We start from the raw sequence: 12831 nt of genomic DNA, 5'->3' as shown, positions 1-12831 counted from the left end.
GGCGCCGGAAGGAAAGACCGGCGGCGTCGCCGGCGCATCGGCCCGGTATCTACAGCGGCTCGCCGGGACGGCGCGGCGGTGCCGGCGGCACGGGCGGCATAGGCGACACGGGCGACGCGGGCGACGCGGCGTCCTGCTGACGCCGAACGAGGTCCGGGCCGATGTCGCGCCCGGAGATCGAGGCGAAGACGAAGCGGTAGACGAGGAGAGAGGCCAGCGAGAATACGCCATAGGCGATGAGCGCGCCGGCGGTCGTCGCCTCGCCGCCGATGACGATGCCGGCGGCGATCGCCGGCAGCAGGACGCCGGTGAAGAAGGAGGCGAGCGCCGCCGGCGTCTGGCTGAGATAGTGGTAGTAGACCGCGAAGATGATCACCGTCACCAGCGCGACGATGACGCCGGACAGCCCGCCCGTCGACACCGCGCCATTGACCAGCAGCCAATGCGCCACGAGGAAGACCAGCGCGCCGATAATCGCTCCGCTGACGACGGCGATGGCTTCGAGGAAGAACAGCTTTGCGGTCATCACGATCTTCCCGAATGCGTTGCTTTGGTCTCTGCTGGAGGCACGGCGCCTGGCGCCTTCTGACCCTTGAGGATGCTGGCGACGGAGATGTCCTCATCCAGCGCTGGCCAGTGAAGCCCCAGGGGCGAGAGTTCGATCGGGACGAGCCTGTCGGCATCGGCCGTAGCGAGGCGCTGATACCACCAGAGAGGCGCGCCGATTTCGCGCCCGTCCTGCAGTCGGACGTGCAGGAAGCCGTTTTGGCAGCTTGCAGCGACAGGCCGGCTTGCTTCGATCTCGTCATCCGAAATGATCATGCCACGCCTCCAGAAACACATCCTGCTTGTCCCGGACCATCCGCAGGATCTCGCTCAGATCCCGCATGGAGTACCCGGCATTGGCCGCCAGGCCGATGTCGCCCAGCCAGACCTTCGCTTCGCGGCCGTCCTTGACGACATGAATATGGGGCGGCTCTCACCCATCTGCAGAGTAGAAGAAGAAACGGTATCCCCTCCGCCGCAGGACCGTCGGCATGTCAGTTCGACAGGCCGCCGAACAGCGTCGGCACGTCGAGCGGCCGGAATCCGTAGTGTTCGATCCAGCGCACGTCCGCCTCGAAGAAGTCGCGCAGGTCCGGCATGCCGTATTTCAGCATGGCGATGCGGTCGATGCCCATGCCCCAGGCAAAGCCCTGGTATTCCGCGGGGTCGAGGCCGACGCCGCGCAAGACGTTCGGGTGCACCATGCCGCAGCCGAGGATTTCCAGCCAGTCCGTGCCCTCGCCGAAGCGGATTTCCGAGCCGGAGCGGTCGCACTGGATGTCGACCTCCATGCTCGGCTCGGTGAAGGGGAAGAAGGACGGGCGGAAGCGCATGTTGAGGCTCTCGACCTCGAAGAAGGTCTTGCAGAACTCGGTCAGCACCCACTTCATGTTGGCGACATTCGCCGTCTTGTCGATGACGAGGCCCTCGACCTGGTGGAACATCGGCGTGTGCGTCGCGTCGGAATCCTGGCGATAGGTCTTGCCGGGGATGACGATGCGGATCGGCGGCTTCTGCTTCTCCATGGTGTGGATCTGCACCGGCGAGGTGTGGGTGCGCAGGAGTTTTCGCTCGCCCTTCTCGTCCGCCTCGAGGAAGAAGGTGTCGTGCATCTCGCGCGCCGGGTGGCCTTCCGGAAAATTCAGCGCTGTAAAATTGTAGTGGTCGGTCTCGATATCCGGACCCTCGGCGATGGCGAATCCCATGTCGGCGAAGATTGCGGTGATCTCGTCGATCACCTGGCTGATCGGGTGGATGCGGCCGCGCGAGGCGGGCGAGGAGCGCACCGGCAGCGAGACGTCGACCGTCTCGGCCTTCAGCCGGGCCGAGATGGCGATGTCCGCCAGCGCCTCGCGGCGCTCGGCGAGCGCGGCCTGGACGCGGTCGCGCAACCCGTTCAGTTTCGGGCCCTCCTCGCGGCGCTCGTCCGGGCTCATCTTGCCCAGGCCCTTCAGGAGCTCGGAGATCTCGCCTTTCTTGCCGAGCGCGTCGAGGCGCACGGCCTCGAGCGCGGCCTCGTCGCCGGCGGCCTCGATCGCCTGCGTCAGTCTCGTCTCAAGCGCCGTCAGATCGGTCACATCGCACTCCATGGCAATCAAAGCGGTCGCGGCGAGTTCGCCCGGCTATCGCGTCTGGCCGCCTTCTAGCGCGGGGTGGCGCCGATGAAAAGCGCGGGGGCAAGTGCCCCGGGCGGCAAGGCCAGGGCGAACGGAGCGGAGCCCCCACGCGGCCCAAAAGCAAAAGGCCCGCCGGCGGATGCCAGGCGGGCCTTTGATGGTCGGTCAGGCGATGCCTTAGGCGGCGACGGTCGTGACCGGCTCGCGAACGGCGCGCTCGTAGGAGCCGGGGTTCTGGCCCTTCAGATAGTCCAGCGCGGCCTTGGCCGACTCGACCAGCGCGGCGAAAGCCTCGGGCTCGTGGATGGCGAGGTCGGACATGACCTTGCGGTCGACTTCGATGCCGGTCTTCGACAGGCCGTCGATGAAGCGGGCGTAGGTCAGGCCGTGCTCGCGAACCGCGGCATTGATGCGCTGGATCCAGAGAGCGCGGAAATTCCGCTTCTTCACGCGGCGATCGCGCGTCGCATACTGCTTCGAGCGGTCGACGGCGGCGAGCGCCGTGCGGATGGTGTTCTTGCGGCGGCCCCGGAAGCCCTTGGCCTGCTCGAGAACCTTCTTGTGCTTGGCGTGCGAGGTGACGCCTCTTTTAACGCGTGCCATGATCTTGCTCCTTGATTTTTAAAACTGCCGGACCGCTCAGCGGTTGTACGGCATGTAAATCTTGACGATCCGCTCGTCGGGCTTGGACAGAATCATCGTCCCGCGCGCATTGCGAAGAAAGTCGTTGGAGCGTTTGATCATGCCGTGGCGCTTGCCGGCGGCACCGGCCTTGACGCGGCCGTTGGCGGTGAACCGGAACCGCTTCTTGGCGCTGGCCTTGGTCTTCATCTTGGGCATTTTGCTCTCCTTGATCGGAAGCGCGACGGCGGCCACCGCCAAGAGCGGTTGGACGCCTGCAATACGAAAGGCTTCGGATTGACGCGCATAGCGTTGGGAGCGAACACGGCATGCCCTGCCGGCCCGCTCGCTAGACGGCGGTGCTATAGCCGATTTTTGCCGGACAAGGCAAGACCGGTTTGAAGCGTTGCGCCCATCGCGCGCCGCCAGCGAGCCCGTCGTCGGGGCGATCGATGGCAGGGGCGATGGACGCAAGCGCGGCGGTTCATGCCCGAGGGGCGAGAACCATCATCATCTGACGGCCTTCGAGCTTGGGCTCGGCCTCGACCTTGGCGATCTCGGCGGTCTCCTCGCGGACGCGGTTCAGCAAGACCATTCCGAGGTCCTGATGCGCCATTTCACGGCCGCGGAAGCGCAGCGTCAGCTTGACCTTGTCGCCTTCCTCGAAGAAGCGACGGACCGCCTTCATCTTGGTCTCGTAGTCGTGATCGTCGATGTTCGGCCGCATCTTGATCTCTTTGACCTCGACGGTCTTCTGGCGCTTGCGCTGCTCGGCGGCCTTTTTCTGGCCTTCGTATTTCAGCTTGCCGAGATCGAGGATCTTGCAGACGGGCGGGTTGGCGGTCGGCACGATCTCGACGAGGTCGAGTCCGGCTTCCTCGGCCATGGCGAGGGCTTCGGCCGTCGGCGTCGGTCCGCGATTCTGTCCGTCGGTGTCGATCAACTGGACAAAGGGAATCCGGATGTCCTTGTTGGAGCGCGGCCCCTCCTTCTGGGCGGGCGGCGCGCGAAATGGTCTGCGAATGGTCGTTGTCTCCTGGCTATTGACGGTATGGTCTGGCTTCTGCCCTCTCGGGCTGGCATGTCTCGGCTTGGCTTTCCGGACCGACCTGCCGTGAAGCTGCCTGCCCGGATGGATGGGGACCCGATCGCCACGGCGGACCGGCGCGTTGTGCCGGATGGTCGCAGCACCCGCGCCATGAAAACCGAAGATTTTCGGCGCGCCGAGCCCGTATCCCCTGTGATATAGCACGTCCGAACCGGGTTTTCACCACGTCGCGCCAAGAAATGGCTGCGCCCCGCGAAGGGAGCTCCCCTGTCCTTGCCGCTCGCGCCGCCTGAACCGCCCACCGGGGCGCCGAAATTCCTGGAAATCGGCGCCGGCCCCGCGCAGCGCTCCATCGCCTATCGCGCCGCGGCCGGTGCGGCACCGTCGGTGCTCTGGCTCGGCGGCTACGCCTCCGACATGCGGGGCACCAAGGCCGAGCGCCTGGCCGCGTGCACCGCGCGGGAAGGATGGGGCTTCTGCCGCTTCGACTATTCCGGCCACGGCGAGTCCGGCGGCGAATTCGTCGAGGGCACGATCAGCCGCTGGCTCGAGGAGGCCGAGGCGGTCCTCGATGCGACGCTCACCGGCCCGGTCGTCCTCGTCGGCTCCTCGATGGGTGCCTGGATTGCGCTTCGCCTCGTCGCGAAACTGCGCCGAAAGGGCAGCGACCGCGTCGCGGGCCTGCTGCTGCTGGCGCCGGCGCCCGACTTCCCCCGCCGCCTGGTGGTGCCGAACCTCTCGCCCGCCCAGCGCCAGGACTTGGAAACCAAGGGCTTTTGCAGCGAGCCCTCGGCCTACGGCGCGCCGATGATCTACAGCCGGGCGCTGATCGAGGACGGCGAGAGCAATCTGGTGATGGAGGGGCTGATCGAGACCGGCTGCCCGGTGCACATCATCCAGGGCATGCAGGATCCGGACGTTCCCTATGCGCACGCGCTCGATCTCGTCACCCTTCTGCCCGCCGACGGCGTGACGCTGACCCTGGTGAAGGACGGGGATCACCGCCTGTCGCGCGAGAGCGATCTCGTCTTGATCGAGAGGGCCCTCGGCGCCCTCGTCACCGAAGCCCGACTGACGATGTCGCGTTAGGTTCCCGGCGGCCCGGTCGCTTTTGCGAATCGTCTTCGCTTCGTGACAAATTTGTTACAAATCGGCAGGGGATTACTCCAGGCCGTTGATTAGACAGGGGAAAGCGCGACCCCCTGCCCTCCGGCCCCGGCGGGCTCGGCCGATGGTCGAGGCAGACGGGCCTACTCCACCCTGCCAGCTTGCGTGAATCCTGCGTCACAACCCGCACCCCGAAATTGCGGGCGTTGACAGTTTTTCGCATCGCACCCAACATCCTTCAACACGCATCAATCCGCTCTTCGGAGGGTATGAGAATGCACCAGATCCGCGCGTCCGGCGCCGGGTTAGCGCTCGCGCTTTGCCTGATCCTGCCCTCCGCTCCAGCGGCGGCGGCGGATTTCATGACCGCCGGGGCCGTGGCCGTGGCGCCGCTCGGACACCGGCTCTTCTGCAAGGCGCAACCCAGGGACTGCGCGGCCGAGGGGCCGGCTGCCGCCGAGCGCCTGGAACTGGAACCCGAGGTCATCGCCCTGATCGCCTCGATCAATACATCGGTGAATGCGACGATCCGGCCGCAGTCCGACCAGGAGCAATATGGGGTCGAGGAACACTGGACCTATCCCGCCGAGCGCGGCGACTGCGAGGACTACGCGCTCCTGAAGCGCCGCAAGCTGCATGCCGCGGGCATCGCCCTGTCCGACCTCCTGATCACCGTGGTGCGCAAGAGGAATGGCGAGGGACACGCGATCCTGACGCTGACGACCACCTCCGGCGACTATGTCCTCGACAATCTCGACTGGCGCGTCCGGCCCTGGCGCGACACGCCCTACACCTTTCTGAAACGGCAGAGCAGCGCCGATCCGGCGACCTGGCAGGCGATCAGCACCGACACCAATGTGCTGGTGAGCGCCGTCGCCCCATAGCCGCCGGCGCCACTCGGCGGACGGCGATTGGGGGCGGGCCGGATGCCGGGCCTCGCCGGCGATCCATGCGCCAAGCGGCAGGCCGGAAATAAGCACGGCTTTATAAAGCAGGTTAAAGGCGTGCCGCGCGCACGGCCCTATAGTGCCGCTTTGTCATCCCGCCGGGATGCGAGGCGTCGAGGATGGGCAAGCCAATGACCGACGACCGATTCGACGAGGACATGCTGAGCGACGCGCAGCTGGCGCAGACGGTGGAGGAGGCTCTGCGCGGCCTTCGCATCGCGTCCAGCGGCCGGAGCGAGGCGAAACTGCGCTCCGCCGTGGCCGAACTCGGCCGGAGATCCACGCCGCTGCTCGTGGCGCCGAAGCTGGCCGTCGATCCACAGTGCGTGAAGCGCGAAGACGTCGCGGCCAGGGGCGATCGGCGCGCCGGGGCCCCTACCAACGGCGCCCGGTAGGATCGCGGCCGGAACGCTCGGCGGAGGTTCCGCCGTCCGACCGCGTCAGTCCTCCTCCGAGGCCTCGTCGACAGGGCCGGGAATGACGTAGCGGCCGGACAGCCAGCGGCCCAGATCGGCGTCCTTGCAGCGGAAGGAGCAGAAGGGATAGGCCTCGCGGTCCGACGCCCGGCCGCATTCCGGGCATTTCCGCTTCGGCCGCAGGGGCGTGACGACGCCGTCGCTCACGAGGCCGCCGCCGCCTTGCCGGCCTCGCGCCAGGGCGCGTGGATGTCGAAACCCTCGCCGCCGATCAGCGCGATCGTCTCGTACAGCGGCAGCCCGACCACATTGGTGTAGGAGCCGACGAGGCGAACGACGAAACTGCCGGCCAGGCCCTGGATGGCATAGCCGCCGGCCTTGCCGCGCCATTCCCCGGAGGCGATGTAGGAATCGATGTCGTCCCGCGACAGCCGCTTGAAGCGCACGCGCGTCTCGACGAGGCGCTGGCGCTGGGCGCCGCTGGGCGTAATCAGGCAGAGGCCCGTATGGACGCGGTGGGTGCGGCCGGAGAGGATGCGAAGATTGGCGAGCGCCTCGTCGGCAAGTTCCGCCTTCGGCAGGATCTGGCGGCCGACGGAGACGACGGTATCGGCAGCCAGCACCAGGCGACCCTCGCCCTCGCCGCGCTCGCCGAGCACCGCAAAGGCCGTCTCGGCCTTGGTCTTGGCGAGCCGCTTGGCAAGGGAGCGCGGATGCTCGCTCTTCTGCGGCGTCTCGTCGATATCGGCCGGCAGCAGGCGTTCGGGCTCGATGCCCGCCTGCTGCAGCAGCTCCACCCGCCGCGGCGAGCCGGAAGCGAGAACCAGGTGAATGCGTTGTGCCATCGCGCCCTGCGGCCCGCCGCTACTTGAAGCGGTAGGTGATGCGACCCTTGGACAAGTCGTAGGGCGTCATCTCGACCAGGACCTTGTCGCCCGTCAGCACGCGAATGCGGTTCTTGCGCATCCGGCCGGCCGTGTGGGCGATGATCTCGTGGTCGTTCTCGAGCTTGATGCGGAAGGTCGCATTCGGGAGGAGTTCGGTCACCAGACCCGGGAATTCGAGAACTTCTTCTTTCGCCATAAGCGTCTTAACCTCAAAGGGGCCGTGGTCGGGGCGTGCCCGCGCGGCAAGGAAACGCCGCGTCACGTCGCGGCCCTGTATATCAGAATTGGCCCTAGATCAGATGGATCGTCTGAAAAAGCAAGGCGCGATGGGGGAATACACCGTCGCGCCCCTGAAATTCGCCGCCATCGACCCGCTGTCTCGGGCGGGCCCGGATGGGCCTGCTAGCCCGAAATCCGCTCCACTTCGGCGCCGCAGGCGACAAGCTTCTCCTCCAGCCGCTCGAAGCCGCGGTCGAGATGGTAGACGCGGTTGACCGTCGTCTCGCCTTCCGCGGCAAGGCCGGCGATCACCAGCGACACCGAGGCGCGGAGGTCCGTCGCCATCACCTGGGCGCCCGCCAGCCGCTCGACGCCCTCGATCCGGGCCACCTGGCCGGAAAGCGAGATCTTCGCGCCGAGCCGGGCGAGCTCCTGCACGTGCATGAAGCGGTTCTCGAAGATCGTCTCGGTGATGTGCGAGATGCCCGACGAGCGTGTCATCAGCGCCATGAACTGCGCCTGCAGATCGGTCGGGAAGCCTGGGAAGGGATCGGTGATCACGTCCACCGGCTGCACGCCGCCGCCGTTGCGGGTGACCCTGATGCCGTTCGGCGCCTGGCTGATCTCCGCGCCGGCCTGGCGCAGGGCGGCAAATGCGCTCTGCAGCAGGGCCGCGTCGGTGCCTTCCAGCACGACGTCGCCGCCGGTCATCGCCACGGCCATGGCATAGGTGCCGGTCTCGATGCGGTCGGGCAGGACGCGGTGGCGGGCGCCCGACAGCGCGGTGACGCCCTGGATGGTGATGGTCGGCGTGCCGGCACCGGTGATCTTCGCGCCCATGGCGTTGAGGCAGGTCGCGAGGTCGACGACCTCGGGCTCGCGTGCGGCGTTTTCGAGGACGGTCTCGCCCTTGGCCAGCGAGGCGGCCATCATCAGAACATGGGTCGCGCCGACCGAGACCTTCGGAAAGACGAAGCGGTTGCCGACGAGGCCGCCCTTGGCCTCGGCATGGATATAGCCCTGGTCGATGTCGATGGTGGCGCCGAGCGCGCGCAGTCCGTCGATGAACAGGTCGACCGGGCGCGTACCGATGGCGCAGCCGCCGGGCAGCGAGACCTTGGCCTTGTGCATGCGGGCGAGCAGCGGGCCGATGACCCAGAAGCTGGCGCGCATCTTCGACACCAGTTCGTACGGCGCGGTCGTGTCGACGATGGTGCGGGCGGTGAAATGGATGGTGCGGCCATTGGCCGGCGTCTGGCTCAGCCGCTTGCCGGAAACGGAATAGTCGACACCGTGATTGCCGAGGATGCGGATGAGCTGCTCGACATCGGCCAGATGCGGCACGTTTTCGAGCGTCAGCGTGTCGTCGGTGAGCAGCGAGGCGATCATCAGCGGCAGAGCCGCGTTCTTGGCGCCGGAAATCGGGATCACCCCGTTCAGCGTGTTACCGCCCCTGATGCGAATACGATCCATGAAGTCGGGTCCAAGCTTGCCGAGAGTGAGTTGCCGCTGCGGGCGGCTGAATGCGGTGCGTGAGGCGCGGGCTTTTCGCCGGCGACGGTCCAGGCAATCCTGTCCGACGCGGCGGGCGCCTCAGCCTCCGCGGTCGCCCGATCTACACCAGAGCTGCCTTACATTCAAATGGCTTGCGCGTTGTCCCCGGTCCGGGCCGGCGGCATGCCGGTGGCTCAGGGCCGGATGAGGATGGTGAGGCCGAAGACGACGAAGGCAAAGACCGCCAGCTTCCAGAAGTCGCCGCGCCGGCGCAGTCCGGGCAGGCCGAGCGGCCGGATCAGCTGGATCAGCATTAAAAGAATGAAGAGGGCGGAGAAGAATTTGGTCATCGGCCGCCCGTCTTAGCGAAGGTCGAGGCGCTTAGCCAGACGGCGCGCCCCGGCCCCTGCCCGCGGGAACGCGGCTAAAGCAGGATGGCTTTTCTCGAATCGTCGTCCCGCTTTAATTCATGTCCTTGCATGATCTTTTCCGAAAGCCGGAAGCCCCCTTCCGGGATCGGGCTCTAGATCGACTGCAGCGCGCCCTTGGCGACGACCGGGCCCGTCGGCTTGCCGGACGGCGAGCCGCCGGGCGGCTCACGGGTGATGGCCAGAACGCCGCCCTTGGCGAGCAGCGCCGGCGGAATGGTGACCCTCAGCGTGCCCTCCTGCGCCAGGACGCCAAGCGACAGCGGCTCGCCGTCCGGCGCGAGCAGCCAGAGCTCGTGCGCGTGCAGCGGGTCGGCGCCGACGGCGACCGGCACCAGCGTCGCGCTCGTCGCGCCGGGATAGACGACGGCGGTGTAGAGCGGCGGCCCGGTTTCGCCGGCGAGCGAGGCGGTCAGCGGCTCGGCCGGCGGACCGGGCTGCGCGACGACGAGAAGCGCCGCAAGGCTCGCCGTGGCGAGGCCAAAGGAGCCGAGGCCGAACCAGCGCCAGAGGCCGGAGACGCGGCCGTCCCGGGCACGCGCCTCGGCCCGCGGCGCCAGCGCCGTCTGCACCCTGAGAACCCGGCCGAGATCCGCGTCGATCCTGTCCCAGAGGCCGGAAGGCGCGGGCACGGGCTCGACGGCGGCCAGCATCGGCCCGAGCCGGTCCTCCCACTCCTCGACGGCGCGGGCGAAGACGGGGTCCTGGCGCCGTCGGCGGTCGGCCCGGACGCGTTCGGCGCCATCCAGCACGCCGAGGGCGAGTTCCGCGGCCAGGACGTCGTCGTCCGGAGGATCGGTGCGATCGCTCATGGCTGCAGACAGTTCTTCAGGCGCTGCAGGCCACGGCGCACGAGGCTCTTCATCGTGCCGAGCGGCACGCCCTCCTCGGTGGCGAGCGCCTCGTAGGTGCGTCCGCCGAAGAAGGCGGCGACGATGGCGCCGCGGGTGCGGGCGTCGAGGGCGTCGAGGCAGGCCGAGAGCTGCCGGTTCTCCTCGCCGCGCTCCAGCTGCGTCAACGCATCCGGGGTGTCGGCGGCGATGTCGGCGGCATCGTCGACGGAACGGTCGAAGGCGCGCGGGCCGATGGCGCGCTGGCGGTCGATCGCCCGGTTGCGGGCGATGGTGGCGAGCCAGGTGATCGGGCTCGCGCGCGCGGGATCGAACCGCTCCGCCTTGTTCCACACCGTCAGATAGACATCCTGCAACACGTCTTCGGCCTCTTCCCTGTCGGGCAAGATACGCAGGCAGACGCCGAATAGCTTCGCGGACGTCCGCTCATAGAGATCGCGCAGGGCCGCACGGTCGCCCGCGGCGACGGCCTGCAGCCGATCCACCAGATATTGCCGTCCCTCGTCCGGGCTCACCGCGTCACTGTCTCTATCGTCTCCATCCCGGCGCCAGCCCAACAGGGCGCCCCGGCAAAAGTCAACCGGCGCGCCCGGGACGAAGTGCTCAGTAAGGGGCCTCGGCCGTGCCCATCTCGACATAGACCGACTTCAGCTGCGTGTAGTGCTCGATGGCCGCCCGGCCGTTCTCGCGGCCGAAGCCGGAGCGCTTCATACCGCCGAACGGCATTTCGACCGGCGTCAGATTGTAGGCGTTGATCCAGCAGGTGCCGGCCTTCAGCTTCGCCACGACGCGGTGGCCGCGGGCGATGTCGCGGGTGAAGACGCCGGCGGCGAGGCCCATCTCCGTATCGTTGGCGCGGGCGATGACCTCGTCCTCCCCGTCGAAATCGAAGACGCACATCACCGGGCCAAAAATCTCCTCGCGGCCGATGCGCATGGTGTCGGTGACGTCGGTGAAGACCGTCGGCTCGACGAAGAGGCCCTCGGCGAAGTTTTCCGGCCGAGCCGCCTGGCCGCCGGTGGCGAGCGACGCACCCTCGGCTTTGCCGAGGTCGAGATAGGCGAGGACGCGGTCGTATTGGGCGCGCGAGACCAGCGGGCCCATCTCGGTCGCCTCGTCCAGCGGGTCGCCGAGGCGGATCTTTTCGGTGCGGGCGACGAGCCGTCTCACGAATTCGGCACGCACCGAGCGCTCGACATAGACGCGCGTGCCGTTGGAGCAGATCTGGCCGGTCGAGTAGAAATTGCCGAGGATGGCGCCGGAGACGGCGGCGTCGAGGTCGGCGTCGGCAAAGACGATGATCGGCGACTTGCCGCCGAGTTCGAGCGTGACGGGCTTCAGGCCCTCGCTCGCCGCCTGCATGACGCGCACGCCGGTGGCGATCGAGCCGGTGACGGAGACCTTCGACACGAGGGTGTGGCCGACGAGCGCCGCGCCGACGGCGCCGTCGCCCTGCACGACGTTGAAGACGCCCCGGGGCAGGCCGGCCTCGATCAGGATCTCGGCGAGCTTCAGCGCCGAGAGGGGCGTGACTTCCGAGGGCTTGAAGATCATCGCATTGCCGCAGGCGAGCGCGGGCGCCGCCTTCCAGCAGGCGATCTGGATCGGATAGTTCCAGGCGCCGATGCCGACGCAGATGCCGAGCGGCTCGCGGCGGGTATAGGCGAAGGAGCCGCCGAGATCGATGTATTCGCCCTTGAGGTCGGCCGCCAGCGCGCCGAAATATTCCAGGCAGTCGGCGCCCGAGGCGGCGTCGGCGACGAGCGTCTCCGACAGTGCCTTGCCGGTGTCGAGCGTCTCGAGCTCGGAGATTTCCCGGTTGCGGGCGCGCAAAAGCTCGGCGGCGCGGCGCAGAACCCGGCCGCGCTCGGCGCCGGTGAAGGCGGCCCATTCGGCCTGGCCGCGGGCGGCGGCAGCGACCGCGGCTTCGATCGTGGCGGGCGAGGCCGCCTGCAGCCGGGCGATGGTCTCGCCGGTGGCGGGATAGAGGCTGTCGAAGGGGGCGCCGGCGGGATCGTCGGCATAGGCGCCGTCGATGAAATGGGAGGCTGTCGGCTGTGCACGCATGGCGGGGCCCTTTCGGATGGGTGTCGACGCCCTTTTACAACGCCGGGCGCGCCGTTCTACCCCAATTGCGACAGGCGCCCTCCGGCGCAGCCCCGGCCTGGAACTCCTGGCGCGGCGCCCGGTTGAAGATTTATCACCGCAACCTGGAGACCGACGATGAGCATGCTGAAGGAAAAGCCGTACATCACCATCACGCCAGAGCCGCGGCCGGTGAACGTCTATTTCAACGACAACGTCCTCGCCACGACCAAGGAGGCGCTGATCCTCCAGGAGGGCAGCTATCCGCCGGTGGTCTACATCCCGAAGGAGCATGTCGCGATGGAGTTCCTGCTGCCGACGGACAAGCACACGACCTGCCCGCACAAGGGCAAAGCCAGCTACTGGACGATTTCGGCCGGCGGCTCGGCCGCCGAGAACGCCGTCTGGGGCTACGACACGCCGAAGGAGGGGGTCATGGCGATCGCCGGGCATGTCGCCTTCTACCCCGACAAGGTGCGCATCGAAATCGGCTGAACCCCGCCGCATCCTGCCGGTCGCCGGGGTCAAGGGCACCGCGCGGCCGGAACTCTCCCGGCTGCGCCGGG

At 67.9% G+C, this 12831-nt stretch carries 19 protein-coding genes; 4 read left to right on the top strand and 15 right to left on the bottom strand.

Going from position 1 to position 12831, the window contains the following annotated elements; all coding sequences use genetic code 11:
* Positions 1-49: 49 nt before the first annotated feature.
* The 7 genes from IEX88_RS01920 to infC form a co-directional block, all read right to left on the bottom strand.
* Positions 50-526: a hypothetical protein gene (locus IEX88_RS01920; protein ID WP_188848861.1), complete on the bottom strand. Its 477-nt coding sequence runs from the start codon at positions 524-526 to the stop codon at positions 50-52.
* Positions 526-822 carry a DUF2442 domain-containing protein gene (locus tag IEX88_RS01915; RefSeq protein ID WP_188848860.1) on the bottom strand — a complete coding sequence of 99 codons (297 nt, stop codon included), beginning with the start codon at positions 820-822 and terminating at the stop codon, positions 526-528. The genes IEX88_RS01920 and IEX88_RS01915 overlap by 1 nt, the downstream gene beginning before the upstream one ends.
* The gene (locus IEX88_RS26745; protein ID WP_244639812.1) at positions 806-919 is read right to left on the bottom strand and encodes a hypothetical protein; all 114 of its coding nucleotides are present in this window, start codon (positions 917-919) and stop codon (positions 806-808) included. Before IEX88_RS26745 ends, IEX88_RS01915 begins: the two co-directional genes overlap by 17 nt.
* 121 nt (positions 920-1040) lie before the next feature.
* Complete coding sequence (gene pheS / locus IEX88_RS01905; RefSeq protein ID WP_373289530.1) at positions 1041-2135, bottom strand: phenylalanine--tRNA ligase subunit alpha; 1095 nt, start codon at positions 2133-2135, stop codon at positions 1041-1043.
* Positions 2136-2339: 204 nt separating this feature from the next.
* Positions 2340-2765: a 50S ribosomal protein L20 gene (gene rplT / locus IEX88_RS01900; protein WP_188848858.1), complete on the bottom strand. Its 426-nt coding sequence runs from the start codon at positions 2763-2765 to the stop codon at positions 2340-2342.
* 36 nt (positions 2766-2801) lie between these two features.
* On the bottom strand, positions 2802-3002 hold the full coding sequence (gene rpmI / locus IEX88_RS01895; protein ID WP_188848857.1) for a 50S ribosomal protein L35: 201 nt from the start codon (positions 3000-3002) through the stop codon (positions 2802-2804).
* Between the two features lie 265 nt (positions 3003-3267).
* A complete protein-coding gene (infC, locus tag IEX88_RS01890; RefSeq protein ID WP_188849280.1) occupies positions 3268-3807 on the bottom strand; it encodes a translation initiation factor IF-3 in 540 nt (179 codons plus the stop codon).
* 297 nt (positions 3808-4104) lie between these two features.
* Here infC and IEX88_RS01885 point away from each other — a divergent pair, with 297 nt between their 5' ends.
* From IEX88_RS01885 to IEX88_RS01875, 3 genes are all read left to right on the top strand, one after another.
* On the top strand, positions 4105-4920 hold the full coding sequence (locus IEX88_RS01885) for an alpha/beta hydrolase (protein WP_373289529.1): 816 nt from the start codon (positions 4105-4107) through the stop codon (positions 4918-4920).
* Positions 4921-5213: 293 nt separating this feature from the next.
* Entirely contained in the window at positions 5214-5822 is a 609-nt protein-coding gene (locus tag IEX88_RS01880; RefSeq protein WP_188848856.1) for a transglutaminase-like cysteine peptidase, read from the top strand.
* A 194-nt stretch (positions 5823-6016) separates the two neighbouring features.
* Positions 6017-6280 (top strand): hypothetical protein, encoded by a 264-nt coding sequence (locus tag IEX88_RS01875; protein WP_188848855.1) that lies wholly within the window; start codon positions 6017-6019, stop codon positions 6278-6280.
* A 45-nt stretch (positions 6281-6325) separates the two neighbouring features.
* On the opposite strand, the gene yacG is transcribed toward IEX88_RS01875, so the two are convergent.
* The 8 genes from yacG to betB all read right to left on the bottom strand — a co-directional run bounded on the left by yacG (position 6326) and on the right by betB (position 12247).
* Positions 6326-6508, bottom strand: a complete 183-nt coding sequence (gene yacG / locus IEX88_RS01870; RefSeq protein ID WP_188848854.1) for a DNA gyrase inhibitor YacG — start codon at positions 6506-6508, stop codon at positions 6326-6328.
* Complete coding sequence (locus tag IEX88_RS01865) at positions 6505-7146, bottom strand: Maf-like protein (RefSeq protein ID WP_188848853.1); 642 nt, start codon at positions 7144-7146, stop codon at positions 6505-6507. The genes yacG and IEX88_RS01865 overlap by 4 nt, the downstream gene beginning before the upstream one ends.
* Before the next feature lie 19 nt (positions 7147-7165).
* A complete protein-coding gene (gene infA / locus IEX88_RS01860) occupies positions 7166-7384 on the bottom strand; it encodes a translation initiation factor IF-1 (protein WP_056509387.1) in 219 nt (72 codons plus the stop codon).
* Between the two features lie 206 nt (positions 7385-7590).
* Positions 7591-8880, bottom strand: a complete 1290-nt coding sequence (gene murA / locus IEX88_RS01855; protein WP_188848852.1) for a UDP-N-acetylglucosamine 1-carboxyvinyltransferase — start codon at positions 8878-8880, stop codon at positions 7591-7593.
* Between the two features lie 215 nt (positions 8881-9095).
* Complete coding sequence (locus IEX88_RS01850) at positions 9096-9251, bottom strand: hypothetical protein (protein WP_188848851.1); 156 nt, start codon at positions 9249-9251, stop codon at positions 9096-9098.
* A 173-nt stretch (positions 9252-9424) separates the two neighbouring features.
* The gene (locus IEX88_RS01845) at positions 9425-10141 is read right to left on the bottom strand and encodes an anti-sigma factor (RefSeq protein ID WP_188848850.1); all 717 of its coding nucleotides are present in this window, start codon (positions 10139-10141) and stop codon (positions 9425-9427) included.
* Positions 10138-10695 (bottom strand): sigma-70 family RNA polymerase sigma factor, encoded by a 558-nt coding sequence (locus IEX88_RS01840; protein WP_244639763.1) that lies wholly within the window; start codon positions 10693-10695, stop codon positions 10138-10140. The genes IEX88_RS01845 and IEX88_RS01840 overlap by 4 nt, the downstream gene beginning before the upstream one ends.
* Positions 10696-10783: 88 nt before the next feature.
* The gene (gene betB, locus IEX88_RS01835) at positions 10784-12247 is read right to left on the bottom strand and encodes a betaine-aldehyde dehydrogenase (RefSeq protein WP_188848848.1); all 1464 of its coding nucleotides are present in this window, start codon (positions 12245-12247) and stop codon (positions 10784-10786) included.
* A 156-nt stretch (positions 12248-12403) separates the two neighbouring features.
* On the opposite strand from betB, the gene IEX88_RS01830 reads away from it, so the two are divergent.
* Entirely contained in the window at positions 12404-12760 is a 357-nt protein-coding gene (locus IEX88_RS01830) for a DUF427 domain-containing protein (protein ID WP_188848847.1), read from the top strand.
* Positions 12761-12831 lie beyond the last annotated feature (71 nt).

The organism is Aureimonas glaciei, from assembly GCF_014643375.1.
Classification (GTDB): domain Bacteria; phylum Pseudomonadota; class Alphaproteobacteria; order Rhizobiales; family Rhizobiaceae; genus Plantimonas; species Plantimonas glaciei.
The sequence above is the reverse complement of the archived record's forward strand: the minus strand, read 5'-3'. Positions and strand labels throughout refer to the sequence as shown.

Bases quoted from the DNA above. Each gene is read 5' to 3' on its own strand.
- IEX88_RS01920 (WP_188848861.1), bottom strand. From the start codon at position 526: ATGACCGCAAAGCTGTTCTTCCTCGAAGCCATCGCCGTCGTCAGCGGA.
- IEX88_RS01915 (WP_188848860.1), bottom strand. From the start codon at position 822: ATGATCATTTCGGATGACGAGATCGAAGCAAGCCGGCCTGTCGCTGCA.
- pheS (WP_373289530.1), bottom strand. From the start codon at position 2,135: ATGGAGTGCGATGTGACCGATCTGACGGCGCTTGAGACGAGACTGACG.
- rplT (WP_188848858.1), bottom strand. From the start codon at position 2,765: ATGGCACGCGTTAAAAGAGGCGTCACCTCGCACGCCAAGCACAAGAAG.
- rpmI (WP_188848857.1), bottom strand. From the start codon at position 3,002: ATGCCCAAGATGAAGACCAAGGCCAGCGCCAAGAAGCGGTTCCGGTTC.
- IEX88_RS01880 (WP_188848856.1), top strand. From the start codon at position 5,214: ATGCACCAGATCCGCGCGTCCGGCGCCGGGTTAGCGCTCGCGCTTTGC.
- IEX88_RS01875 (WP_188848855.1), top strand. From the start codon at position 6,017: ATGACCGACGACCGATTCGACGAGGACATGCTGAGCGACGCGCAGCTG.
- IEX88_RS01865 (WP_188848853.1), bottom strand. From the start codon at position 7,146: ATGGCACAACGCATTCACCTGGTTCTCGCTTCCGGCTCGCCGCGGCGG.
- infA (WP_056509387.1), bottom strand. From the start codon at position 7,384: ATGGCGAAAGAAGAAGTTCTCGAATTCCCGGGTCTGGTGACCGAACTC.
- murA (WP_188848852.1), bottom strand. From the start codon at position 8,880: ATGGATCGTATTCGCATCAGGGGCGGTAACACGCTGAACGGGGTGATC.
- IEX88_RS01850 (WP_188848851.1), bottom strand. From the start codon at position 9,251: ATGACCAAATTCTTCTCCGCCCTCTTCATTCTTTTAATGCTGATCCAG.
- IEX88_RS01845 (WP_188848850.1), bottom strand. From the start codon at position 10,141: ATGAGCGATCGCACCGATCCTCCGGACGACGACGTCCTGGCCGCGGAA.
- betB (WP_188848848.1), bottom strand. From the start codon at position 12,247: ATGCGTGCACAGCCGACAGCCTCCCATTTCATCGACGGCGCCTATGCC.
- IEX88_RS01830 (WP_188848847.1), top strand. From the start codon at position 12,404: ATGAGCATGCTGAAGGAAAAGCCGTACATCACCATCACGCCAGAGCCG.